17 protein-coding genes and 4 pseudogenes are annotated in these 25710 nt (G+C 60.9%); 9 read left to right on the forward strand and 12 right to left on the reverse strand.

Translation table 11 applies throughout. From position 1 onward, the window contains the following. Positions 1-320: 320 nt before the first annotated feature. A complete protein-coding gene (locus BMX36_RS18340) occupies positions 321-950 on the reverse strand; it encodes a ParA family protein (protein ID WP_029623217.1) in 630 nt (209 codons plus the stop codon). Positions 951-1511: 561 nt separating this feature from the next. Here BMX36_RS18340 and BMX36_RS21820 point away from each other — a divergent pair. Then, positions 1512-2090 carry a lytic transglycosylase domain-containing protein gene (locus BMX36_RS21820; protein WP_079247005.1) on the forward strand — a complete coding sequence of 193 codons (579 nt, stop codon included), beginning with the start codon at positions 1512-1514 and terminating at the stop codon, positions 2088-2090. Here the strand turns inward: BMX36_RS21820 and BMX36_RS18350 are convergent. The 3 genes from BMX36_RS18350 to BMX36_RS18360 all read right to left on the reverse strand — a co-directional run bounded on the left by BMX36_RS18350 (position 2057) and on the right by BMX36_RS18360 (position 5552). Then, positions 2057-2332, reverse strand: a complete 276-nt coding sequence (locus tag BMX36_RS18350) for a hypothetical protein (protein ID WP_093067886.1) — start codon at positions 2330-2332, stop codon at positions 2057-2059. The genes BMX36_RS21820 and BMX36_RS18350 overlap by 34 nt on opposite strands. Positions 2333-2366: 34 nt before the next feature. Then, positions 2367-4160 carry a thiamine pyrophosphate-requiring protein gene (locus BMX36_RS18355; RefSeq protein ID WP_037447408.1) on the reverse strand — a complete coding sequence of 598 codons (1794 nt, stop codon included), beginning with the start codon at positions 4158-4160 and terminating at the stop codon, positions 2367-2369. A 252-nt stretch (positions 4161-4412) separates the two neighbouring features. Next, entirely contained in the window at positions 4413-5552 is a 1140-nt protein-coding gene (locus BMX36_RS18360; RefSeq protein ID WP_010408866.1) for a tyrosine-type recombinase/integrase, read from the reverse strand. Between the two features lie 83 nt (positions 5553-5635). On the opposite strand from BMX36_RS18360, the gene BMX36_RS18365 reads away from it, so the two are divergent. Together BMX36_RS18365 and tnpA are read left to right on the forward strand one after the other, a co-directional pair. Beyond that, complete coding sequence (locus BMX36_RS18365) at positions 5636-6691, forward strand: hypothetical protein (protein ID WP_325065499.1); 1056 nt, start codon at positions 5636-5638, stop codon at positions 6689-6691. 1575 nt (positions 6692-8266) lie between these two features. Continuing rightward, positions 8267-8686 carry an IS200/IS605 family transposase gene (gene tnpA, locus BMX36_RS18370; RefSeq protein ID WP_010408862.1) on the forward strand — a complete coding sequence of 140 codons (420 nt, stop codon included), beginning with the start codon at positions 8267-8269 and terminating at the stop codon, positions 8684-8686. Between the two features lie 363 nt (positions 8687-9049). On the opposite strand, the gene BMX36_RS18375 is transcribed toward tnpA, so the two are convergent. From BMX36_RS18375 to BMX36_RS18385, 3 genes are all read right to left on the reverse strand, one after another. Beyond that, positions 9050-10165 (reverse strand): replication initiator protein A, encoded by a 1116-nt coding sequence (locus BMX36_RS18375; RefSeq protein ID WP_029623214.1) that lies wholly within the window; start codon positions 10163-10165, stop codon positions 9050-9052. 79 nt (positions 10166-10244) lie between these two features. Continuing rightward, complete coding sequence (locus BMX36_RS18380) at positions 10245-11324, reverse strand: ParB/RepB/Spo0J family partition protein (RefSeq protein WP_010408848.1); 1080 nt, start codon at positions 11322-11324, stop codon at positions 10245-10247. Then, entirely contained in the window at positions 11321-12517 is a 1197-nt protein-coding gene (locus BMX36_RS18385; RefSeq protein ID WP_029623213.1) for an AAA family ATPase, read from the reverse strand. The genes BMX36_RS18380 and BMX36_RS18385 overlap by 4 nt, the downstream gene beginning before the upstream one ends. Before the next feature lie 537 nt (positions 12518-13054). On the opposite strand from BMX36_RS18385, the pseudogene BMX36_RS18390 reads away from it, so the two are divergent. From BMX36_RS18390 to BMX36_RS21425, 3 genes and pseudogenes are all read left to right on the forward strand, one after another. Next, positions 13055-13381: pseudogene (locus BMX36_RS18390) on the forward strand (virulence-associated protein E); the annotation flags it as partial. A gap of 1414 nt (positions 13382-14795) precedes the next feature. Next, complete coding sequence (locus BMX36_RS18395) at positions 14796-15206, forward strand: hypothetical protein (protein WP_037447418.1); 411 nt, start codon at positions 14796-14798, stop codon at positions 15204-15206. Between the two features lie 99 nt (positions 15207-15305). Then, positions 15306-15878, forward strand: coding sequence for a chymotrypsin family serine protease (locus BMX36_RS21425; RefSeq protein ID WP_143058617.1), 573 nt, complete (start codon positions 15306-15308; stop codon positions 15876-15878). Positions 15879-15881: 3 nt separating this feature from the next. Here the strand turns inward: BMX36_RS21425 and BMX36_RS18400 are convergent. Further along, positions 15882-16220, reverse strand: a pseudogene (locus BMX36_RS18400) (integrase core domain-containing protein); the annotation flags it as partial. A gap of 154 nt (positions 16221-16374) precedes the next feature. On the opposite strand from BMX36_RS18400, the pseudogene BMX36_RS18405 reads away from it, so the two are divergent. After that, a pseudogene (locus BMX36_RS18405) lies at positions 16375-17671 on the forward strand (IS110 family transposase). Between the two features lie 214 nt (positions 17672-17885). Here the strand turns inward: BMX36_RS18405 and BMX36_RS18410 are convergent. Then, positions 17886-18718, reverse strand: a pseudogene (locus BMX36_RS18410) (IS3 family transposase); the annotation flags it as partial. 856 nt (positions 18719-19574) lie between these two features. Further along, positions 19575-21893 carry a TonB-dependent receptor gene (locus BMX36_RS18415; RefSeq protein WP_082731070.1) on the reverse strand — a complete coding sequence of 773 codons (2319 nt, stop codon included), beginning with the start codon at positions 21891-21893 and terminating at the stop codon, positions 19575-19577. Positions 21894-22117: 224 nt separating this feature from the next. Here BMX36_RS18415 and BMX36_RS18420 point away from each other — a divergent pair, with 224 nt between their 5' ends. Beyond that, complete coding sequence (locus BMX36_RS18420) at positions 22118-23575, forward strand: alkaline phosphatase D family protein (protein ID WP_177179219.1); 1458 nt, start codon at positions 22118-22120, stop codon at positions 23573-23575. A gap of 6 nt (positions 23576-23581) precedes the next feature. Here BMX36_RS18420 and BMX36_RS18425 read toward each other — a convergent pair whose 3' ends face one another. After that, positions 23582-23956 (reverse strand): ArsR/SmtB family transcription factor, encoded by a 375-nt coding sequence (locus BMX36_RS18425; RefSeq protein WP_066760075.1) that lies wholly within the window; start codon positions 23954-23956, stop codon positions 23582-23584. A 196-nt stretch (positions 23957-24152) separates the two neighbouring features. Here BMX36_RS18425 and BMX36_RS18430 point away from each other — a divergent pair, with 196 nt between their 5' ends. Continuing rightward, entirely contained in the window at positions 24153-24797 is a 645-nt protein-coding gene (locus BMX36_RS18430; RefSeq protein WP_066760076.1) for a c-type cytochrome, read from the forward strand. Here BMX36_RS18430 and BMX36_RS18435 read toward each other — a convergent pair. After that, a protein-coding gene (locus BMX36_RS18435; RefSeq protein WP_093067894.1) for an IS5 family transposase occupies positions 24798-25555 on the reverse strand; the annotation gives its coding sequence in 2 pieces (ribosomal slippage) (positions 24798-25222 and positions 25222-25555; 759 coding nt in all). Positions 25556-25710: the final 155 nt, after the last annotated feature.

Genomic DNA, 25710 nt, shown 5'->3' on the forward strand with positions numbered 1-25710 from the left:
CTAGCGGCTAGCTACCTTTGAGCTAGCAGTTTCTCATAAGCGTCGAGTGCCTTCTCGAGCACTTCTGTAAGAAGCAGACCCTCACGTTGAGCTATTTCGCGGATTCGATTGTCCCATTCGGGTGTGACCCTAGTCGCAAATTGTTGAGTGCGGTTAGTCTTGCGCGAACTGCGGGCATCAATGCGGGTTGCGGTTATCAGCGGTGCAGCCGGAGGGGCGGGGGCTACTTCGGGTGCATCCAAATTCTGGCTCGCCTCATTGATTGGTGGGGGTGAACCCAAACGAGTAGCCTTCTTTAGCTTCGAGATATCGGCCATCATTCACCCCGCTACTTTGTCGATTAGGGATTGGATCAGAGTATCAGCACGCTGGTTAAGGCCGGAGAATTTGGTTTCGGTAATTGACAGGCCTTGGTTCTGCGCTTGCCGGTATGCTGGTCGTTCCACGATCGAACCGTCGAGGACATTATACCCCGCTTCGGTCAAATACGCCCGCGCGTCATTTTCTTCAGCCGAAGTTCCAATGCGGTTGAGCGCAAAAACGAGCCGTCCAGTCGGGATACCCTCCTTAACAAGGGCATGGTATTCGCGGACGGCAGGCCTGAGATCGTCCAAGGATGCGCCGGTGGGTTGAACCACGAGTGACGATGACCGTGCAATTTCAAGTGTAGCTTTGCTGGTCCGAGCGGGGCCGTCGATGATAAGCAGATCGAAGCCGTCTGCAGCGGCCAGGGCCTGAGACGCGGTTTTGAATGCCTCAACCGACACAATCGGCTCGATGGAGATGCCAAGGCGTGCTCGGTGCCAATCGACCGAAGTGCCCTGTTGAGTATCGAGATCGGCGATTTTAACCCGCAGTTCGCCTGCCGCCGCCTCGCGAGCAAGGGCTCTTGCCAAGGTGCTTTTTCCTACACCGCCTTTTTGTGAGACGAATGCTACGACAGCAGCCATGACCGATCCTGTGATAGTTCGAACGACTGGATAGCTAGCCGCTCTCTAGCAGTTTGGCAACCGCTACCTATGTGATAGCTAGCTGATACCCAACCAGCAGGTATCTGTGAGCTAGCTGCTACCCACGGGGGTTTGCCTGACCTAGTCTGGATCAAGCACTGGGAGATAGTGGAATTTTTTTCCACGTTGTGCGGTTGATCGAAACATGATGTTCAATGATCGATGAACACGCGATCGAACTCGAGCTTATGCGTAGTGGGTAGTGTTATGGCACTGCTATGGGCGCAAACATCGGCAGCTAAGCAGGCCGAGGTAATGACATTTGATGGGCAGGCAGTTGAAGCCGTCATCGATGTGGGCCCGAGAATGCGGGGTATGCCAACAGACGGAACGCCGCCAGTACCAAACATGGAAGCCGTTTTAGGCAATGACTTCAGATCATTCGGCAGCCCCGTAATGGAACCCCAAGAGGAGGCAATAAGCACGTCGCATATATCGGTGCCCCTTTGGATGCAGACTGGCCAGGTTTCGGGGGGAGCTGGCCGGGCAGCGATGTCCGATATGGCAAGTTATCTCTACACCCCACAGGCTTGCTCAATCACACCCTACCGTCCACGCGGCGATTTTCCAGGCTGGCTCGAAGCTCGGCGGGCTCAATATTACCCCTTGATCCAGGCCGTGGCGTGCGAAGCTGGTGTGCCAGTCGGGCTTTTCGATGCACTGGTGGCCCAGGAAAGCCGCTATGACCCATTGATCGTATCACCGAAGGGCGCCGTTGGCCTTACCCAATTGATGCCCGGTACAGCGCGTGGACTTGGGGTTTTCAATTCGAGAGATCCGTTGTCGAACCTGAGGGGAGGGGCCAGATACCTCCGCGCGCATCTGGATGAGTTCAAGCGGGTCGATCTAGCCTTGGCCGCGTACAATGCAGGTCCAGGACGCGTTCGATCGATGCGCCGTATTCCGCCGTTTCGCGAGACGATGGACTATGTCGCAGCGATCACTCGAGGGTGGAGCACCGGATCGTTCAGGACAGCATCGATTCAGACCGCCGGTTTGGCAGTGGGTCGACAGGAATTCCGGGGCAGGGGGGTCCAGTTACTCGCTTACACATCTACAAGAGTATCGAACCCGAGGTAGTGCGCGTAATAGATCGCAATTCCGAGGATCGCCGGCGCGCCGAGCAGATAGTTGATCTGCCAACGTATCCACAACCGGGGTGCAACGAGTACCTTATCGAGGACGGTCGCAGTTGGGAGTTTGCTAGTTCCCAGACGATAATCGTAGGCGGTCTTTATCATCGCGAGGACAGCGCACAGCGCCACCATGACGCCGACCGCGGCATAGAGTGAAAGCCAGGCCTGAAGTGTCGCTTGGGGCATGCCGACCACCTAGCAGCAAGATGCTGACGGTCCATTAACCGCTGAATCGCGCATTAGTTACCAGGAGCTGGCGCGCCGTGTCGGCGATCATCGTGCCCAGGCCCTTGTCTCCCATCACCATCGAACTCATCAGACCCTTGGCCTGCTCGAGCGTCAGTTGCGGTGGAAACGGCACGACCTCGGGATCGGTCTTCACCTCGATGAGCGTCGGGCGATCGGCGGAGAGCGCAACTTCCCACGCCGGCCCAAGCGCGGATGGATCATCGACGTAGATGCCGCCAAGCCCCAGCAATTCCGCGAAGCGCGCGTAGGGGACGTCCGGAATATCCTGCGTCGTCGGGAAACGCGGATTGCCTTCCATCACCCGCTGTTCCCACGTGACCTCGTTGAGATCGCCGTTGTTGAAGACGCAGACGATGAAGCGCGGATCGCGCCACTGCTTCCAATATTTCTGGACGGTGATGAGTTCGGCCAGATTGTTCATCTGCATTGCGCCGTCGCCGACCAGCGCCACGACGGGCCGATCAGGATAAGCAAACTTGGCCGCGATCGCATAGGGAACCGCAGCGCCCATAGAGGCTAAACCGCCCGAGAGAGAGGCACGCTGCCCGACCTTCACGCGATAGTCGCGCGCGTACCAGTTGGCGCATGAGCCCGAATCCGAGGTGACGATCGCGTCGGCGGGCAGACGCGGCGACATTTCCCAGACCACGCGCTGGGGATTGACGGGCTTTGCTTCCGCCATGGCGCGTTCCTCGAGCGTCTGCCACCACTGCGCAGTCGCCTTCTCGATGCCTTCGCGCCAACTGCGATCATCCTTGCGCTGGAGCAGCGGGATCAGCGCTTTCAGCGTTTCGGCCGCATCTCCATGCAGGTTGACCTCGACGGGGTAGCGCAGCCCCAGCATCGATGCGTCGATGTCGACCTGCACGGCCCTCGCCTGCCCGTCTTTCGGCAGGAACTCGGCCCAGGGAAAGCCCGTGCCGATCAGCAGAAGCGTGTCGCACTCGCGCATGAGGTCGGACGATGGCTTGGTCCCGAGCAAGCCGATCGCCCCGGTCACGAACGGCAGATCGTCAGGCAGGACATCCTTGCCGAGCAACGCTTTGGCGACGCCGGCGCCAAGCAGGTCGGCGACCTCGGTCACCACGGCCGACGCGCCGCGGGCTCCCGCCCCAATCAGGATAGCGACCTTGGCGCCTGCATTCAGTACCTCCGCCGCGCGCGCGAGATCGGCGGGCTGCGGGACGACGATCGGATGTGCATAGCCGGTGCCCGAGCGGGTGAAGCCGTGCGCCTGGCCCGGCTCCTCATATTTCGTATCCTGTATGTCCTTGGGCAGCACGATGGTTGAGACCGCGTTGCCCGCGACCGCGATCCGGATCGCGCGATCGGTCACATGGCGGACCTGCGCCGGCGCGCTCGCCTCCTGCACATAGGCGGCGACGTCGGCAAACAGTCGGTCGAGATTGAGCTCCTGCTGATAGCTTGCACCGCGCACGGTGCTCTCGGCCTGGCCCGCGATCGCGAGGACCGGGACATGGTCGAGCTTGGCGTCATAGAGCCCGGTGATCAGGTGGGTCGCGCCCGGACCGCCGGTCGACAGGCAGACGCCGAGCTCGCCGGTGAATTTCGCATGCGCCGTCGCCATGAAGGCCGCCATCTCCTCGTGGCGGACCTGGATGAACTCGATGCCCGAGCCTTCCTTCTCGGCGCGCTGGAGCGCCCCCAGCACGCCATTGATGCCATCGCCAGAATAGCCGTAGATTCGGCTCACGCCCCAATCCTTGAGGCGCTGGACGAAGAAATCGCTCGACATGCGGGCCATGCCGCCCTCCACTTTGGGATTTGGTTTCGAGCCGGAGAGGTTCAGTCACGCATGCTCGCGCTGACGAGAAGAACGTCGCAGTGCGCACAGGCGTTCCCGCCGGTCGGCGGCTTCGCCCCCATCGGTGCGCGCTAGGGCCGGCCCGACGGCGAGCTCGCTTCTTCGGTCGTTGAGGCATGTCGGTGTCGCTCACTGCCCAACCGCGCCAGGTCATCGGTTTGCGACTGTCCAAACGCGGACAGCTAAAACCTGTCATTCACCGCCGAAACGCTTCGCGAGACGCGCACTCGCTCCGCTCTTGGCCGCCAGCTTCGCGCCATAGCGCATGACCGTCTTGGGATCGCGCCAGCGATAGGCCTGCATGATGGCGGGCAGGCTCTCTCCTGCCGCAAAATTGTCTTGCGCCACGCCAACCCGGATCGAATGGCTCGACACGGCCGCGACCCAGCGCTCGAGCTCGGCCTCGCTCATCGCCCCCAGCAGTTTCTTGTCGAATGCCTGGCGGATCAACCGCTTGTAGATGAGCGTGATCGTGCCGGGGTTGAGCGCCTCCTCTCCCACACCGCGGATCGAGCCATCGAACCAGGTTTCGACGCGCCGGAACAGGGCCCCGCGCGCAATCCCGGCCTTGTCGCACCATTCAGCGATCGCGCGCATGGTCGCGGGCGAGAGATAGGCGAGAGCCCCCTGCCCTTCCTGATCGGTCTTGCTGCGGCCGATCTCGACCACCCCTGCCCCGTCGACGTCGGGCCCGTCGATATGCTCGATACGCATCGCCGCGAGTTCGGAGCGCCGGCAGCCGGTATCATAGTTGACCTGCAGTAGCGCGCGATCGCGCGCGCCCAGGAGATCGCGGCGCGTGGCCTTGAGGAGGACCGCGAGGCTCACGCCGCTCGCCGGCGCGTCGAGATCGCTGACATCGCCCTTGTAGCGGATACCCCGCGCCTGCGTCTGGCGGGTGCCGAGAAGCTTGCGCGCCGCCTTGTGCTCGAGCTGCACGAGCGGGGCTGCGGTCGGATCGTCCAGCCCCGCCATGCGATAGGCCCAGCCGATATTGACGAGATAGCGCGCGATCGTCGCGGCCGCCCTCTGCGGCGTCGCCCGCGTCGCCTCATCATGATCCTGACCCGACAGCGCGCGGACATAGGCCGCGACGGTCTCGGCGGTCGCCTCCCCTGCCCGCACTCGGGTGCGCCGGCACCAAGCATCCCAGAGCTTCATGTCGGAAAGGAACGCGCGGATCGTGTTCGGCGACCAGGCCCGCGCCGCGGCCGCGATGACCTGCGGATCGACCGCCGCCTTGTCGATAGCCAGCGCGCGGACCTCGCCCACGACGTCGTCGGCGCCGGCGGGCGGCGTGCTTTGCCTGCGGGTGAGGGCCGTTTTCGCCATGACGGCGAGACATAGCCCGGTCCTTCTCATAATAATAGGGTCGTGATAATCTCCCATTATCACGACTACGCATACGAGCCAATTTGACTGAGAGCAGCTCTGGGTTAAAAGACGGCGTGGACGCGCCTCTCTCGAACAGCCGCTACGGCCCCGCCTACAGCGCGAAGATGGTCTCCGCGATCGCCTCCTGCACGGCCGCCATTACGCGTCTCGATGCCCGGTTTTGCGTTAGTTCGGTGGCATCGGCCTGGGCACGCCGCGCCGCCTGGAGTGGCTACACCCGGGCCCTGCAACTGCAATCGGCCGAGATCGACGAAATTGACGTATTTTCCTGGGGCTGCGGGCTGCAAATCCCCGGCCGGCCGCTGCGGTCGACCAACCTCGACCTGTTCGATCGCTTTCCCGCCTGGGAAGCGGCGCTGCGCGATCCCGACCCCCTCGCCTGGCGCGACGCGCTCCCGACCGCGATCGGCGAGATCGAGATAGCCGCGGACCATTCGCCGCTGATCCGCGCGCTCGATCGGGTCCGCCAGCATGCGCGTCTCGACAGCACCGCCCTGCCCTGGCTCTCGCTGCCCTTCGCTCTGCGCGACAAGGGGATGGTGACCACTCCCCTGCCCTGCCTCGTGGGCGGCGTGAAGGCGTTTAGGCTGAAGCGAACTGTCGGAGACGAGGACTGGTATGCGGCCATGCGCAGCCTTGAGGCAAGCGCCACCGCAAACCTCGCACGGTTGCACGAGCTGGAAAAGCTCCATCGCGCGGCCCAGCATGCGATCGTCGCGGAATATCGACCTGGCCACCTCCCGGGGCTCGCGGCCCTCCTCCATCACCGGCCACTGCTCTCGCCTCAGTCGCTGGCGGAGCTGCTCAGCATGAGCGTTGCCGGCGCGAGCAAACTGCTGGGCCGTGCCGTCGACTGCGGCTTGCTCGTGGAGATCACCCAGCGGCGGACCTGGCGCGTGTTCCTGAGCACGGACCTTGCCATCGAGTTTGGCTTTGCAGCGCCCAAGCGTGGACGGCCGCGCAACGTGGTCCCTCCCCCGCCAGCGAGCCGCGAGCTGTCGGAGGTCTTCGATGCCTTCGATCGCGAGATGGAGAACATCGACAAGCTTCTCCAGCATCGCGCCGAGAGTTTGTGAACGACAGTCCGCAGGAGGATCTTTCGCTTGCCGCCCGGTCTGATGAACCGGTCTATCAACCGGAGCATCCTTCTGTCGAACGATTGGAATGTCGTCGGCTGGCTGGGGCCTCTCTACCGAGGTGCGCCGGCAAACCTTTCACCAAAGGGGTAGCTGCCTCCCCTCCCCTGTTCGCAATTCATAGCGCTGGATGCAGCAAGAACTGATTTGCCGGCGAGCGCGGTCTCGTTCCCCTTGTCCCAGTGGTGAAACACGAGCTCTGCAGTCGGCGGCTATCGTCTATCGATAGTTGAAGGCGGTAGCTGCAATGTCCAGTCCACGGGTTCTCTGACCCACAACGGCATGCTTCTCGTGATCAGGCTTGGCAGGAAGGCCCCACAGCGGCCTTCTGGGCGCTTTGCTTGCCGTGGGGATAGCCGAGAGCGGAAACACGCTGTGCGGGCTGCTGGCGGCGCTCAGTGCAGGTCGGACTTCGTTCGGGTCTTGGAAAATGGCTCCTGTCACGGTGCCCTCGGCGACCTGAGCGTAGTGAGGTGCTCCGCGATGGCTGGCTTGCAAGGAGTCTAGGCGCCGCGATAATCGACGTCGATCTGCGGTCGGGTGTGTGAGGCGACGCACGCGACGGAGCTTTTTGGGTGGACGACGTGCTTAGTGCGCGGCGATCGTCCCTTCCCCTTCTTCCCAATCAATTCTTCAAAAGAAGGGAGCGCCGCAGGCGTGTTAATCTCTTTAGAGAATAGGATAAAAAGTTAAGCTGTGGATGGATCTTTCGCGACTCGCCGATTCAGCGCGAGTCGGGAGTTCAGCGCCGTTCCCATTATACCGTTTGGCCGTTCCTGAAATACCCTGCGGGGCGTTCCCATTGAACCGTGATTCGGTTCCTCATGTACCGTGCCCCGTTCCTGAAATACCGTGGGCACGGCGCGGGCCACAGGACGTCTCCAAGGGAGTAAAACGCGTTTTACTCGTCCGCAAAGTGGCTGTTTTCCGTGCCTTTCAGGCATGTTACACCCGGCAGCGCTCGTTGTCGAACTATAGGCGTCAGGCGAGGCCGCCCTGTGTTCGGAGGAGTCGAGCGGCATTTCCGCGGTCCTCCCGAGTCCTTGGGCGAATCATTGACGGTCTTTTAGGAACGGGACCCTGCGGAACTGACCTAAAACGGCGATGATCTCGACGTTTTGTTGCCTTGAGCGCATCCCGCTCGGCTGCCTGGACCGCGAAGTTTCGAGGTTTCTCGGGAGCCGGCCAGTGATCTCGACGGTACATTGAGAACGGGGCTTGGCCAGGCGATGGGCGCCGATTGTGGATGTCTAGCGCTCCCGGAGGCGTTTGCAGTCGAAGCATTCACGGTATTTCAGGAACGGCATCGAAGCAGCGAGGATGACTCCCCCTCCCCTCCCCAGCCTCTTTGGAGCGTCGACAGTTTGACCTTTAGAGTCCTCTAGCAAGGAGGAACCCCTCCGACTTCAGTCGGATACTGGCTTCAGCCACAGACTCGCGTGCTAGCCTGTAACCTCGGGAAAAGCGGAAGCCGCCGAAGGCGTGAAGCTTCCGCTTTTCCCGAGGTTACAGGCTATGGCGTATCGGTCCGGTTGTCACACCACATTCCATCATCGCTACCATCTCGTTTGGGCGCCGAAGTATCGGTACAAGGTGCTGATCGGCGATGTTCGGCTACGGGTGCGCGAGATCATCCGTCAGGTCTGTGCCGAGATGGGCGTGAAGATCATCAACGGCGCGCTGTCGAAGGACCACGTACACATGTTCGTCGAAATCCCGCCGCACGTCTCGGTCAGCGACTTCGTGCGCCGGGCCAAGGGGCGCTCATCCCGCAAGATCCAACAGGAATTCGAGCACATCCGCAAACGATATTGGGGCCAACGCTTCTGGCAGCGCGGCTACTTCTCGACCACATCCGGCAACATCACCGATGACATCATCATGCGTTACCTCGACCGACATACCCACAAGGACGGCTTCAGCCCCACCGCTTGATCCTACCGGCGTCAGCCGGTCAGTGATTCAGCTATCAGATCCGGGCAATCTGATCACAAATCCCACCCTATAAGCGCCGTTCTCTAAGTACCGTGACGGCTGCCTGGAGAGGTGGAACGGGCGATCCTCCCGCTGGCGCAGCTGTGCCCGGCAAAGCTCATCCGAGAAGAAGGCTGGCAAAGGATCGCGCGTGGTTGGATCTTCGCAGCCCACGCACATTTGATGGGGCGCCATACAGACGGGTCCGGGGCCCGGCTCGTTACTTCGGGAACGGTCCACACGGATAAGTTGACGTGCGCGCGCGAGCCATTCTCGACCCTGTTCCTGAAAGACCGTTTTGGCGGATTGCGCCTACGGCGTCGATCAGTTGACCGGACGCTGCTTCGCGCAAAAGGTCGCGAATATCTGTGTGATGTTCTTCGCGTCGAACGCTATCTCGCGCTGCCGGAGGAAGTTCCGGAAATCGTCTCCAACGAGACCGTGGTCGCGTTGGGGGCTGGGCAGGTTGGCGCGGGCGATCGCACCGAATGCCGAATGCGAGATATGCCCGCTCGAGGGGAAGGAGATAGCCGGTTCCTCGGGCGCCTTTTCCTTGACGGCCGCAGGCGAGGCTTGGGCGAGGGCAGGGGAGGGCTTGCCCTCCTCGGACGGCTCGCGATCGCGCCTGGTCATGCGCAGCAGCGGTTCGGCATCGTCACGCTGTTCGATGTCCAGGGAGTAGCCTGGCAGATCGTTCTCCCGAGCGATCTTGGTCATCTCGAACTTGAAGCGCCGATAATCGCCTTCCGCGCCGGATTTCTCGAAGAGCGTTGGCATCGAGATGGCGAAACCGTCGCTTCCGGCCCCACCCGCATGTTTGCGCGCGACCCGATAGAGCCAGCGTTCGCGCCCGCCTGTGAGCGAGAAATAAGCCGGATCGATGGCGAGCACGCCGCCGTCCATCAACACCCCGTCGTAGAACCATTTCGCGAGGGTAATTCTCATTCCCCGCACGTTTCCGGACCGATCCTTAAGCTGGCTGTGACTGTCGATCCAGGAGAAGGTGGTCTCGACGGCATCTCCTGAGCGGATGTTCGTCTTCACCGTGGTCGATTGGAGCCTGTCGAGGGCATTGCCCAGAAGATCGTAAGCGCGTCCACCAACCTCGCGCTTCAGAGTCTTCAGCATGTCGTATGGGACGACGTGGAGCGTCTGCGGGATGTCGTTGGCACCTCGCCGCTTGTGCTCGATCAAAACTGACGCGCAGTAAATCAGTATGTCGAGGTCGTAGATAGTCGCCAGACCATATTCCGAATTAGCGGAGACATGGACGGTGATCTTACGATCCGGACTGACATAGTCGATCGGCTTGAGTCGCTTGCGCTTCGACAGCGAGAAAAAGGGTCGCTCCATCGTTTCGCGCTGATCCCGAAGAGGAAGCGCAGTCAGCTGAGGGAGAAAGAGGTCTACTTGACCGTCTTCGCGGTGATCCTGTTGCATCTCGTGTCCCGTGGCATCGGTAAAACGCATTTTACCGGGAGCCAACTAATTGAAAATAAAGCGTTAAACTAGATTTTACTCAATTTCGACTGAACTTCGCACTCTCAAGGGCAGGGCGGAGCGCTTCGAGGATCTCGTCGACCGACGCTGTGCCCTTGGGGTTGATGTTGATCGTAATTCCCTTGGCCCGTGTATCAGCAAGAACCTGTCCGATCTCGCGACCCGAGGCGGCGGTGAGGGCCGGCTTGGCACGGGGTACAGGCTTCTTCGACGCCGCGGGAGCCACTGCGGCTGCGGCCAGGCGCTCACAGACCTTGATACCCTCAATCTTGTCGCTTCCAGCGTCCTTCAGCGCCTGTTGCTCGGCACCGAGGGCTATAGCTGCGGCGATGATCGCGTCGCGGTGCTGTTCGTTCTTCAGCAGGGGCGAGAGCCGCATGCCGTGTCGGACCTTGAGGTCTCCGGGCTCGGCGAACGCTGCCACGACCTCGTCCGGCAACTCCGCGAGCTGGAGGAGGTTGTGGAGGTTCTGCTTGGCGATGGCCAAGCGATCGGCCATCTGCGTGCGAACCCCGTTGTAATATGCGTCGACAGCGTGCCTGTAATTGCGCGCACGCTCCAAATCGGTGACGTCCTCGCGCTCTCGATTTTCCAAATCGGCGAGCCGGAAAGCGGCCTCGTCATCGAGCGTCTCGATACGCGCTACGAGCTCGATTTCGCTATGGTTGTTGGCATTCAGCCAGGAAACCGAGAAATGCCGGCGGGTGCCGACGATCAACTCGTAGGGGGTCTCGGCGTTCGGCGTCCGCCGCACCACAACCGGCTCGCGGTTCGTCCCCTCCTCGCGGATGGAATCAATGAGCGAGGCACAGCGTTCGTGGCTCAGCGCCGCATGATCGCGAGCATTGCCCGGCCAGATGGAGCATTCCGAGGGCTTCAGACGGATAGTCGGACGTTTGACCGTGCGGGCGATTTCATCGAACGCAATACCACGCCGCTCCAGGAATGAGGGCGTCGAAGGTTCGTCGACCGGCTTATCGCGATCGACCAGCGCCTCGGCATCCGCGACTTCGGCCACGGACGTGGGGGCAGGGGTCGTGCCGATGCTTTCGATGGCATTCGCCAGTAGGCTGCGACGCCGGCCCCCTGCGCTGCTCATGCCGCCTCCGTCAGTCTGTCGGTGCCGACCTGCGCCATACGCGACGGCCACTGCTTGCAAATATCCTTTTCGATCTCGCGAAACACCATGTTGAGGTTGTCACGGCACCGCGTGTACGTCTGGTGCGACCCATATGGTTTGTTGATTTCGTAGATCGACGACATCGACAACCCGGCATTCTTGATCTCTTCCGACAGGAGTATCGGCGTCGACAGCATCTGGCCAGCGTAGGTCTTCTCCATGACCTGAAGCATTTGAGCCTCGTTGGTCCTGTTGGGCTGGAACATGGTGCAGACGACGCGAATGAACCCGTAGTCGATCGAAGTGTCGAACTTCGAGACGAGGTCCATCGCTTCGCGACAGGTCTGCATGAAGTGGATTGTCGAAAGATAATCGAGTTGCCGAGCCGGCACGGGGATCAGCAAGCCGTCCGCGGCCGTCAACGTGTTCACGCCCAAAAAGCCCATGGCAGGGGGAGGATCGAGGATAACGACGTCATAGTCGTGCCGGACCTCTTCCAGGCCAATTCTCAGCATGCGGAACGCGCCGGCAATGGCGGTAGGGCCCTCCTCGATGGTTGCTGTCAGTTCCCACTCGGTGTCCTGGAGGCCCAGGTTGGCGGGGCAGATATCGATATTCGGCCACGCGGTCTTTTGGATCGTCTTTCGCAGCGAATCGGCTTCGTCGATTCTGGGGGAGAGGAAGTTCGAGAGCGTGTGCGTCTCGTCCACCAATGCCTCTAGATTGACGTCGAACATAACACTCATCGACGCCTGGGGATCGCAATCGACAACAAGAACGCGATATCCCCGCAGCGCAAGGTAATCTGCAAGATGCTTGCCCGTCGTCGATTTGCTGACGCCGCCCTTGAAGTTCTGCACGGCGATGACGACCGCGCGCTCGGAGGGCAATTTACCCATCTTGATGCCGAGCTTCTCGCGAATGGCGATCAAATCTTCGACCGTGTAGAATCGGCGTCCGTTGGTGGCCGTCTTGGGGGCGGGCAAGCGTCCGCGCGCCTCAGCCTTGGAAAGCGCTTCCGGCGTTCGGCCGAGCAATTCAGCGGCGACTGTCGCCCCCATTGAAATGTTCAGCGTTTTGCGATCGGATGGATCAATGGCCGCCTGTCGCAGCACGGTCTTGGCATTCTCGCACGAGGTAATCATCGCATCGAGAATCTGACCCGACAGCATGGGCATGTCCCCTTTTTGAACCCAAACCGGCCACGGTTCGTGAAAAGCACCGCATAATGGCCCCTAATCCCGGACAGATATGCCAAATGCAGGGTGGTTAGTCAAATAGGGTGACCTGACCCGGCGTGCGCAGGGACAAGCCCTCTTATTGCCCCCGAGTCCCGGACCATCCGCGTGTGTATCATTTCGCCTATAAACCCGGACGAAAATCAAGATGAGTCACTCGCCAGCACGCGCCGCTTGAGGACTTATCCTCAAGTCTTGTCCGACTTTGAAGCTCAGACAACGGGCATTCACAGCAACGCGAATCATCTCAAAGATGATTGGCGGGCACAGCGTCAGAGATGGAACCTCTCAGTCCACGGCGATTCGGCTCGAGCCGGGACTATTCGCTCCAACAACTGCTTTCGAGACATGAAAAGAGTCGCGTCTCGCACGACCCATCGCGCGATCTGTTCCGTCTTGCTTCTCCGATAACCTCTAAAACGGTGTTCGTGGAGAAGGGGAGGGGGGCCGAGGTTGTGAAAGGAGCCGATCATGGCCCTCACAGCCGAACGACCTTCGCAGCAACTCATCGATCTTGTTGGCGCACTTGGCGGCACATGGCACGGCAGAACCGCCATGTGCCTTTGCCCGGCGCATTCCGACAGCACCCCAAGCCTGTCGATCCGCCAGGGCAATCGCGGAATTCTAGTGACCTGCTTCGCCGGATGCGACCGGGAAGACGTTCTGCGTGAACTCCGACGCGTGCCCATTCGCGACCATTTCAGCTATACCGATACTCCTGCCGTCTCTTCCGGCAATGCCAGCCGGCTATGGGATGACGCCCTTTCCCTCGGAGGCACGCTGGCAGAACGCTATCTATAGCGGCCTGCAATGATGCTCGACCAAACGCGCAATAGAGGGGAGTTTTCGGCGCAGATTAGTTGAGACGGATGGCGTTGCTCGACGCACATTGCGTGAGACGCAGCGCACGATCGGTGAGACGGACGCACAATGCTGATACGCTGACGCAGGATGCCGGTTTGGCGCCATCACAGCGGCAACCCTGCCGCCCTCATCTCGTCGGTGAGTTCACGGGTCCGCACCGGGTCGAGGCCACCATGCAGCAGCTTTCGGAGCTCGGCGAGCTTGGTGTAAACCAAATCGGGTCAACCTCCACCAAGGCCTTTTTCAGCGATCTTCAACTGCTGTGACATCAATTTGAAGCAAACGTGCTGTACACATCGCATGTTAAAGCCTGGAATTAATATCAAAGCTAATCGGAGCCTGCGGTGATGGAAAGGCGCAAGTCACCTCGGCTACTAGGCGTTTTGGCTATTGCCTTGGCGGCGCTTGGCGTTGTCAGTTCCCTGGTTCTTCGTCAATCTGGATCCTATAGCGATAAGCGCGGCGAGGTCCAGGTGGTCACCGGCTCCTCTGCATTGCCTTCCCTGACCCCCAGCGCTATCTCCTCACGCGTGGCCGATACCACAGAGGAGAAGAGTAGCGCATTCGATATTTCAGGCGATCCGGAACGGGTCCGGCGTTCCCTTCACAGCCAAAGCCGCGATCTCGCATGGGCACCGGGTACCGAAGGCAAGATCAGAGAAGTATTTGCCTCGGCTGGCGCTCCCACGCAAATTTCCGTAGATTGTCGATCAGCCGGATGCGAAATCAAGGGTGAGCTTTCGGGCCTTAGCAGCTCAAACTTGCCGCAAGTGTTAAATCGGATCGCTGGCGAACCAGTCAACAAAGCTTTGCGCGCAAGCGGCTTGACGCCAGACAAAAGTCCAACATACAGCATTATTTCAAACGACCCGGTGAGGGTATCGTTTAGCAGAGTCGTCTCGCGTGATATCGCTCAGGTGGAGCGATAAGAGATGCCGTTTCGCTTTATCATACGATCCGTGGCTCTCAAGGGATTGTTTGTATTTACCGGCTGCATTCAACTTTCTGCATGCTCAGCTGTAGCGCCGTACGTAGCGGCATCTCCACCTACCGATATCGTGATCCCGGAACATTTAAATGGCCGGCTGTCGTACCGCGGCAACTGTACCTACCTTATGGTTTCTGGATCAAAGCGGACGCTGATCTGGCCTCATGGTCATGTGTGGGACAGCACCGCGAAGGCAGTGAAGGCACCCGATGGCCGCCTCTTCAAAAGTGGAATGCAGGTTACGATCCGCGGCGGTGATGGGTCGATCGAGTTCCTGCAAGGCGATCCAGAGGCATATCAGCAGCTCCAAGCATGTGGAGGTCCGTACGTAACCAGTAGCTATGTTGAAGGAGAAGGGTGATGAAGAAGCGTGCTTTTCGGCTTGGCGCAGCCTGCGTCCTCGCCTCGGTCGCGATTTCGGCAGCGCATGCCGTATCGAACACGAAAACCATTCGACTTGCAACGTTTGACGAACCGTTCAACGATCCTGACGATGCGACTGCCAAACAGCTCTCGAAGACGGAGGGCCTTACTGTTGCAGAGGCGTCGCGACGTTTGCGGATCATGGGAGAGTTGGGGCGTCTGGCGCCCGCGCTCTCGGCACGTTTTCCCAAAGGCTTCGCTGGGGCCGAAGCGACTACGGGATCCGACTTCCGTGTTGCTATCTATGGTGTAGCTGCGGACCTCGAAGCGATCGGTAACGCCGCACGTCAGTTCGCCGGCAAAGGTGAACTCGCCAGCGTTCTCGATGTTCGCACTGCACCAGTATGAGAGTCTGAGATAGGGGCGCAGGCGCGGGGATATCTCTCATCGCTCGGCTCAAACGCTACGATCGCCACCAATGCGCGAACGGGGCAAATCAAATTATTGGTGAAAGATCCCACTTCCGCCCTCGCGGCGATTGTTGGCGGACGATTTCGTGCGGCGCCTGGAACGCAGATAGAGCAATTCGACGGCATTGCTCTCACGGCAACGGAGGTTCCGGGCGGCCAGAACTATCGCGGCACGTTCTCTAACGGCGACATCAATGAATGTACGCGAGGCTTTAACGTCAAACAAACCAACGGCTCGCTCTATGGCGTGACGACCGCAGGCCACTGCGAGAATAATGGCAGGGATGAAACCACCGGGGTTTCACTCGCATTTCGCCAAGAATGGGTGTCAAACGGCGTGGATAGCCAGTGGCACACATTCTCCGGCGGAAACAACTATCTGGTTGTTCCGAAGTTCTATAACGGTGCTGGGGTCGTTACCGTCACTGGAGCGCAAGGTGTCGCGCAAGGGCAGTATATTTGCAAGTATGGCCGATCGACAGGTCAGACATGCGGTTACACCGACCCATACACCTATACGGATAGTTACGGTGCCTTCTATAGAATGAACAGTAACTCGACCTATCCGCGGCAGAGCCTTGAGCAGCCCCCACCGGGTGGTCCGGGTTGATAGTTAGTGCATTGTCGTCTCCGCCGCCATTGCCGGTCGGAGGTGGAGCGAAGCGGAACCGGAGGCCGGCAATGGCGGTGTCGCCGCTTCCGGGGCGGGTGGTCGATAGCCGAGGCTGCTGTGCGGTCGGACAGTGTTGTAGTGACGCCGCCACGCCTCGATCAGCACCCTGGCTTCAGCGAGGGTGTAGAAGATCTCGCCGTTCAGCAGCTCATCCCGCAGCGAGCCGTTGAAGCTCTCGTTGTAGCCGTTCTCCCATGGCGAGCCCGGGGCGATGTAGAGCGTCTTCACGCCGATCTGCCTGAGCCAGGTCTGGACGGCGGCGGCGATGAACTCGCTGCCATAGCACATTGGGAAGCGCTGGTTCGGGAGCCGCTATGGCCCTGATGAAGACAAGGCCGCGTAGCGGCCGCAGGCTTCATTAGGGCAAGCCATGGCCGGACAGCAGGTATCTAAAGTGAGGTTGTCGAGACAACACTTTGGAGACTGACCGACCATGACCAAGCTCACCCCTACGCCTGCCGGCGCCGTGCTGGTAGCTATCGATATGTCCAAGAGCCGGCAGGAGGTTCTCATCGAGCGACCGGAAGGCGGCCGGCGCCGGCGGATGACCGTCATGGCGACCAGACAGGACTATGACGGCTTTGCCGAGCAACTCGCTGCCATCGGGCGCCGTATCATCGTTGGGTTCGAGGCGACGGGTAATTACCATCGTACGCTGGCACATCGGCTGCTGACGGCAGGGTTCGAGCTGCGCCTCATCTCGTCGGTCGCGCTCGCAAGAACGCGCGAGGCGCTGCACAATGGCTGGTACAAGAACGACCCCAAGGACGCGCAGGTCATCCTGCACATGCTGCGGATCGGTGCGACGCAGCGCTACGTCGATCCTCTCGCCGCGGGCATCAATGACCTGCAGGAGCTCTCGAAGACCCACGAAACGATCTCTAGGATGAAGACGCAGACCTGGCACCGCATCCTGACCCACTACCTGCCGCTGTACTTCCCCGAGATCGCCCGCTTCGCAGGCAACAGCCGGTCCGACTGGTTTCTCGCGCTCATCGAGCGGTTCCCCACTCCTGCCAGCATCACCGCGCTCGACGCTGGGGCATTCTCGGCAGCTGCCTGGCCTCTCATCGGCCGCAAGGTTTCCAAGGCCCGTCTTGTCAATGACATATACGAAACGGCCTGCGCTTCGGTGGCTCTGCCGGTCCCGGAGGATTCGGCAGCAATTACCATGTTCCGCATGGTCATCGCGCAGGGACGCAGCCTTATCCACCAGCGTGACGAGATAGAGCGGCTTGCCCATGACAGGCTGGCCGAGCATGTTGATTATAAGCTGCTGCGCAACATTCCGGGCATTGGTCCGATTAACGCGCTGACCATTCTGGCCGAGGCCGGTGATTTGCGTCGCTTCAACCATCATCGACAGTTCCTGAAGTTCTGCGGCCTCGATCTCGCAACGTGCCAGTCAGGCACGTTTCGTGGCCGCACCAAGCTGTCCAAGTACGGCAACGCGCGTCTGCGCCGCACCTTCTGGATGGCTGCCCAGGTCGCCGCGCGTCAGCGCGACAACAGTTTCCGTGACAAGCTCGGACGGTACACCGCCGGGCACGCGGACGATGCCGACCGTCGCCGCAAGGCGATGACGGCGCTCACCGCCAAGATGGCGCGCGTGGCTCACGCCGTCGTCAAGACGGGGACAGAGTACCGGCCGTTCCTCGAACGGTCGGATGCCAGGTGGAAGGACCCCTCTCTGCAAGTGCCGTGAGGGCGCTCGTCGAGCGACCCTGTAGATAATGTTCGGGCCTTCCACCTGGGTGCGTATCTCGTTTTAAGGATGGTGAGGACCACGGCCGCCCCGGCGCCGCTGGATCCTGTGTTTGCTATGGCAGGGAGCGATCCCGTTGACGGTGGAAGCCATCTGGCTCAGATTGCATGCCGCGCCGATGGTTGTCGGCGCATGGATATCTGCTGGCCCAAACCCGCCGCTGCTTCCCGACATAGGACGTTGTCCGACCTGATATGCGCGGGCGGACCACGCTCGATGAACAACTCGGCCAGCGCTGCCAGTACGTCTTCGTGTTTGAGCTGGCGCGCGACGACGAGTGCCAGGCACTCCCTGCTCGCCTCGTCGATAATGGTAAGGATGCGGAACTTGCGTCCGTCATGGGTGCGTTCCTCGACGAAGTCGTAAGCCCAGACATGCCCCGGATACTCCGGCCGCAACCGGATGCACGAGCCATCGTTCAGCCATAACCGGCCGCGTTTCGGCTGGCGCTGCGGCACCTTCAGCCCCTCGCGTCGCCAGATCCGTTCCACCCGTTTATGGTTCACCGACCAACCCGCCGCATGCAGCAGCGCCGTCACCCGGCGATAGCCGTAGCGCCCGTACTGCCTGGCAAGGGCGATGATATCCTCGGTGAGCGCCAGCTCGTCATCTGCCCCGAACGGCACCTTGCGCTGCGTTGACCGGTGCTGGCCGAGCACGCGGCACACCCGCCGCTCGGATACATCCAGCACCTCCCTGACCTGGTCGATGCAGCGCCGACGCCGTGCGGGGCTCAGAAGTTTCCCTTGGCTGCCTCCTGCAGGATGAGCTTGTCCAGCGTCAGATCCGAGATCGCCCGGCGCAGCCGCAGGTTCTCCTTTTCCAGATCCTTCATCCGCCGAGCCTGATCGGTCTTCAGGCCACCATATTCCTTGCGCCAGCGGTAGTAGGTCTGCTCGCTGACCGCAATGCGCCGACAGGCCTCGGCGGTCGTGCCGCCCTGACCCAGCATGATCTCAACCTCACGTAGCTTCCCGATAATCTCCTCGGGCTTGTGCTTCTTCGCAGGCATTCGTCGTCCCTTCCTTGGTCCAGACTGTAATAGTCGATGGACCACTCAGAAGGGGGCAGCTCAGTTACCGTCACTGGAGCGCAAGGTGTCGCGCAAGGGCAGTATATTTGCAAGTATGGCCGATCGACAGGTCAGACATGCGGTTACACCGACCCATACACCTATACGGATAGTTACGGTGCCTTCTATAGAATGAACAGTAACTCGACCTATCCGCGGCAGAGCCTTGAAGGCGATAGTGGTGGCCCGGTCTTCACCGGGTCGATTGCGCTCGGACAGGTTCACGGACGTGACGGGGGAAATCCGACGCCCGGCCCTGTCACTAACATGTATTTCACCCCGCTGACGGCTTGGGCACCGAACAACGTGACGGTCGGTGTTACCTGCTACTGCTGACGCTCCAAATTGAGCCGTCGTTGAAAGATTAAACAGGCGGAGACTGGCGCCGCTTTCTCGATAGGCGAGGAAGCGGCGCGCTATTAAGGCCCGCCCACGCATGAGTATATAGCGGCAGCCCCAAAACTTGCCGACGAGTTGCCGCAACCAAAATGACCTGTGAGGAGGCCGTTCCGGGAAAGGCGTCCATCAGGCTTGTGGCACGCTACAAAGTAATCAGAAAAACGACCGGGGCTGTTGAAAAATGCGCCGCTGGTGGCTGGGTCCGGTTGGGGGCGGAATGACACCCCAACGCGTAGCGATCCCGTCTCGCATGGGATGGTATTTCGGGAAAGCCATCACATTCCCAAATCCCACGTACGCAACGGAAGCGGGAACCGGCCCACGTGAATCGTAGAGGGCGAGAGTCGGACCGGCACCCGGACAAGTCAGCCCTATGGTGCCGGCCGCCTCGCATACCTTAGAACCGCTTCCGTATCGTCCCAAATACCTGACGTGGCGATCCTGCTTGCAGGGTGTTGTTGAGCGATGCTGCGGTGTTGAAAAATTGCCCCGATCCAAGTGCCGCAATGTATCTCTTGTCGAGAAGGTTTGCGGCGTTGATCTGGAGCTCTAGGCCGGCAAGCGGCCCATCTGCGGGGAAGCGATAGCCGAGCGCGGCATCGACCAGGACATAGCCATCAACCGTGACGTCGCCGGTGTAGGTAACGTTCCGCCGCGAAGTGTACCCTCCCGCCAGATTACCAAACAGACTGCCGTCGTCGTAGTTGATCTCGCCCTTTGCCAGATGAGCTGGCGTATCCACCGTTCGAACGCCCTTGGTGCGCACGGTGGCCGTTCCGTTTACGGTATCGTCGTCGTAAGTGCTGTCGTTGTACGAGTAAGAACCGATCAGCGACAGGCGGGGCATCACTCGGTACGTCGCTGCGACTTCAACGCCCCGGCTGGTCACGCTACCGACGTTCTGAAGAACGCTCGGATTTCCAAGAATGTTGGCGCCGCTGAATGCCGCGAGCAGCCGATTCTCGAATTTTACGTCGTAGACAGCCAGTACACCGCGCAGCGGACCAGCATTGAAACGCCAGCCGCCCTCGACCGTTCGCGATGTCTCCGGTTTCAACACGCCGCGGATAGCCTCGAATCCGACCTGCGTAGTGCCGAAGGGGCCGCGGAACGAGCTGATATAGGCGCGCATGTTCTCTGCATAATTGGCGAAGAACTCCTGCCGTCCAACGCGCCAGGTCGCGCCGATCTGCGGCTGGAACCAGTCTTTCGCGGCGATCTTCCCGTTGATGAACGGAGTGCCGAAGGTCGTTGTGATGCCGTTCTCGACCCGAGCGCCCTTGAAGCCACCCGCGATCGTCAGGGCATCGCTAAGTTGCCAACTGTCGCTGACGAAAAACTGATTGGTAACCGTGGTGAGATCGGTGAGGAAGTCGCTGCGGAACGGGCTCTTCAGCAGATCGGTCACGTCAGGCCGATTTGTTTGACTTACCGCGTAATAGCTACGGTCGGTCGTTGCATCATTGTCTTCGTGCCAGTAGCCGATCTGAAACGTATGCGCGCCCAGGCGAGCAGTCGCACGCGCTATGCCGCCATCCCGGTTGATGCCGTATTCGGTTGTTCGGACCGACAGCGGGAAGCCATCTGGGCTGAACACCGCCGGCGTGTAAATGCCGCCGCTGCCGCGATCGTAGTGGTGATAGTATGTTGCGCCGAGATCGAGCCAGTCTGCCACCGGCACGTTGAGCGTCAGTGCGCCCAGCCAGTCCTTACGAAAGCCACCGCTGTCGTAATAGGTGTCGTTTACATTGGTATAGGGCGAGGGGAAGACCACGCCGGCCGTGGGGAATGGTAACGCTCGTCTGGCGGCCGCAGCCGTTTGATTGGCACTGACTTGCGACAGCAGGACTGCCGTGTCGAAGTCCGGCCGAAGGAAGTCGAGATCGTAGCCGATGCGGTCGAGCGTCGCCGGTGAGAGATCGGCGTAGTTCCGCTCCTTATGCAGCGAGTAGTTCAGCCACCCGGTCAGCGTGGCGTCGCCGATCCGCTGGACGACCTTGCCATTGATCTTGCGATCGGTCTGCTTGCCAAACCCCTTCCACTTGTCAGCATCGTGATAGACGCCTGACACCGAGATTAGCGTGCCAGTGGAAAGCAGGCCGCTATCGATCCGGCCGTAGAGATGCACAGTGTCGTACATGCCGTAGGTGCCGGCGATCTCGCCGCCGATCGTTTCGGAAGGCGCGCGCGATACGAATTCGAGATTGCCGCCTAGGTTGCTAGTCGAAGCAATCGCAAGTGAGCCGGCACCCTGCGACACGTCTACCCGCGCGATGTTCTCCGCCGCAATTGCGCGGCTGACGTGCAAGCCGTTGTGGCCGTTGTAGAACATGTCCCCAAGCGGCACGCCGTCTAACGTGTAGCCCATCTGGCTCTGATTGAAGCCGCGCACTGACAATCGCGTGCCCAGCTCGTAGCTGCCAAACGGATCGGAGCTTTGCAGCGCCACACCCGGCAACCGTGAAACCGCCTTCAGGGGCGAACTGCCGGGAGGAAGAATGTCGATAGCTGCCTTGGTGACAGTCTGCTCCTGCCTCACACGGCCAGAGCCATAGACGACAATTTCTCCCTGGTCTTCCGAGGCATCTGGTGCGCTGGCGCCTTCAGACGCTGTGGCAGCCGGGCGTTCTGGTAGAGCACCGGATTGTGCCTGGGCCGTGCCGGCGGCCAACAGCAAGGCGCTGACGGAGCTCAGCAGGAGCGTCTTCGAAATCATCTATTCCCCCTGGGATTTTAGCAGACTTTTCACCAAGTCTTGAAATGACGCCGCTAGGGACCTCTGATGGCGACAGCGTTGCGAAGCGGCGACACTTTCGTGACAATATGGCGATTCGTCATCAGCAGGTCACGCCAGGGGCGTACTCAGGATTTATGCTCGAGACGCTGCACCCAACCTGGCATCGCCGCGCTGTCATGATGGCAATGGCATCGCTAGCCATCATGCCATCGACGCCCATCGATGCTCATGCACGCACCGATATTGATCCGTTCGGACTTGGCGTCGCCAGCGGCGATCCGTCGGGCGACGGATTTGTCCTATGGACGCGGTTGATCGGGCGCGGCCTTGCTCCGCTCGATGCGAAGGCCGTCTCGGTGCGGTACGAGGTCGCTGCTGATCGCGGCTTTCGAACGATCGTCCGCCGCGGCGTCCTACCCGCACGGCCGGAAGCCGCCCACAGCGTCCATGTCGAGGTCGGTGGGCTGCCGTCTGGTCGTGCCTTCTGGTATCGCTTTCACGCGCTCGGGGCGACGAGCCCCATCGGCAGGACGACGACCGTACCGCAAACGTCCGCTCGGCTGCGGATAGCGGTAACGTCGTGCCAACATTGGGAGCAGGCTCGCTTCGGAGCCTACCGCGACATGATTGCGCAGCAGCCCGACCTAGTGCTCCAGCTTGGCGACTACATCTACGAGCAAACTTATCCCGATCAGGCAAAGGTCCGCTCGTTTGGCACGTCGGAGCCGCTGGACCTTGGCGGGTACCGGCAGCGGCATGCGCTCTACAAGACGGACCCCGATCTACAGGCCGCCCATCGCGCCTGCCCGTGGGTAGTGACGTGGGACGACCACGAAGTCCTCAACGACTATGCAAATCTCGCCAATCGGACCGGCGAACCCGCTGCCATGTTCGCGACGCGACGTGCCGCTGCTTACCAGGCATACTTCGAGCATATGCCGATCCGGCCGAGCATATGGCACGGTGCCAGTACGCCCCGGCTCTATCGAGCCGTCGATTGGGGCGACCTTGCGTCACTTTCCGTGTTGGATACGCGCCAGTACCGCAGTCCGTCACCCTGCGCTCCTGCCGGCATAGCGCGCAACGTCCGGCTAGACGGATGTGCGGAGGCCGCGGCATCGACGGGGACGATCATGGGGGCAACACAGGAACGCTGGCTCGACCAGCGGCTCGCCAGCGAGCATCGTCCGTGGACGCTGATCGGACAGCAAGTTTTCTTCGCGCCGCTTGCTCTTGATAGCGCAGGCAGAGCAACGTTCAGTGATCAATGGGACGGCTATACGGCGAACCGAAGCCGTATCCTGCAGGGCCTGTCACGATCCACCGTCACGAGCCCACTTGTCCTGAGCGGCGATGTGCATTCCTTTTGGGTCAACGACCTGAACGACAGCGGCGGGCGCCCGGTCGCAGGCGAAATCGTCACGTCCGCGCTAGCCGCGGCCTCACCCCCCAAGGGGCGCTTCGGCGACGCTCTAGCCAACAACGGCCACATACGGTTCTCCGACGTGGAGCAAGCCGGGTACGTACTGATCGACATCGGTCAAACGCAGCTAACCGCCGATCTTCGGGCGATCCGCGACCGTCAATCGGCCGATAGTCCTGTCGCCAGCATCGCCATGTTTGGGATGGCATGCGGAAGCCGCCGACTAGAGCGCGCGTGATTGCCCTCAAGCACGCTGGACCACCCGGGCGGCCGGGGTGGGCCGTCCTGTACATTTCGCAAATAGCTCGATCGCCTGATCGCAGACGAGGCAATGGCCTTCGCAGCAATCGTGCATGAGGAAGGCCACCAGGTCCGACAGCGCCGGGAAAATCGCGCTGTAGATGATCGACCGTCCCTCGCGACGGCTCACCACCAAACCAGCCTGTTCAAGCTGGCTAAGGTGAAAGGACAGGCGCGAGGGCGGCGTGCCGCCCAGCTCCTCGCCGATCGCGCCAGCAGAGCGGCCGTCTGCGCCTGCTACGACCAGCAGCCGAACAATGCGCAGCCGGGTCGCATTCGAGATGGCGGCGAACGCTGTCAGCGCTTGATTCTCATCCATGGTCAGCCCAATGGTTCAACATTATTTGAAATGTAGTCGCCCTGTTAGACGGCATAAGAGGCGATCGATGAACCTTAACCGGGTCGCCGCGAACGGGCCAGCCATCGCTCCTGTATCGCGGTCTTGCAGTGCGAAGTTCGCCGATAACCTGCTAATGCTACTTAGTCGCCATGGCTGGGTCGGTGCGCTTATTGCAATGTTCGTTGCGATCATGCTGGTTTCGCCGGCCAGCGCCCAGACGACCGCCCCGGTGCAAACGGCATGGCGGCTGCTCGATTACGTCGCAGTGGACTATCCCGAAGCGGTGAAGGGCGGCCAGATCGTCAGTCCGACAGAATATGCTGAAATGACGGAGTTCTCCGCCTCGGCACGCGAGCGGATAACCAGCTTGGCATCCTCGTCTGCCAAGGCCGATTTGGCGCGCCGGGCTACTGCACTGGAGCGGCTGATCGCGGCCAAGGCCCCCGCCGAAGCGGTAGGAACCGCCGCACGCAGCCTCGCTGCTGATCTCATCGCCGCGTATCCTGTGCCGCTCGCCCCGGCCGTCGCCCCCAATTACCTGCGCGGGCAAGCGCTGTTCAACCAGAACTGCGCGAGCTGCCACGCCATGACCGGGGACGGAAAGGGGCCGAAATCGGTCGGGCTAGATCCTCCACCGATCGCATTCATCGATAAGGCGCGCGCTCGCGAGCGCAGCACGTTCGCGTTTTATCAGGTGCTGGAACAAGGCATCGACGGCACCAGCATGGAAAGCTTTGCCGATCGTCCGCTTCAGGACCGTTGGGATCTCGCGCTATACGCTGGCACCTTCGCCTTTCCCGCTAGGGTCAGGACTCACTGATCAGAGCCAGAAGATGACGGTGGCTGCGAGGGCGATGGCGGAGAAGAAGACCGTCGGACATCGATCGTAGCGGGTGGCGACGCGGCGCCAGTCCTTCAGGCGCCCGAACATGATCTCAATACGGCTGCGGCGTCTGTAGCGGCGCTTGTCGTATTTGACGGGCTGGTGTCGAGATTTCCGACCTGGGATGCACGGTTCGATACCCTTCGCCTGCAAAGCATCCCTAAACCAGTCGGCGTCATAGCCCCGGTCGCCCAGGAGCCAGCGCGCTTTTGGCAGATCGTCCAGTAGCGCTGCCGCACCGGTGTAGTCGCTGACCTGGCCAGCGGTCATGAAGAAGCTGAGAGGTCGGCCGTTTGCGTCGGTGACGGCGTGAAGCTTCGTGTTCATGCCACCCTTGGTGCGGCCGATCAGCCGCCCGAGATCCCTTTTTTTACCCGCAGGCTCGATGCCGTGCGGTGTGCCTTCAAATAGGTCGCGTCGATCATGACGGTCTTCGGATCGGCACCTGCGGCCGCCAACCCTTCCATCATGCGGAGGAAAACCCCCATCTCGCCCCAGCGCTTCCAGCGATTGTAGAGCGTCTTGTGCGGGCCATACTCCTTTGGCGCATCCCGCCATCGCAGCCCGTTGCGATTGACGAAAACGATGCCGCTCAACACCCGCCGATCATCAACGCGAGGCTTGCCGTGGCTCTTGGGAAAGTACGGTTGCAGACGCGCCATCTGCTCGTCCGTAAGCCAGTACAGGTCGCTCATTCTCAGTCTCCTTTCGGAGCCTGAATCAGATCGCGCCGCTCACATCAATGGGTCCTGACCCTAGCGCAATCTGCCGAAAGCACATCCCTGGATCGGTAATCCGGTGCTGCGAATTGCCGGCACGACGCGCGATCGGATCGAGGCGCCGGTCGAGC

Origin of the sequence: Sphingomonas sp. OV641 (assembly GCF_900109205.1) — a bacterium.
Classification (GTDB): Bacteria; Pseudomonadota; Alphaproteobacteria; order Sphingomonadales; family Sphingomonadaceae; genus Sphingomonas.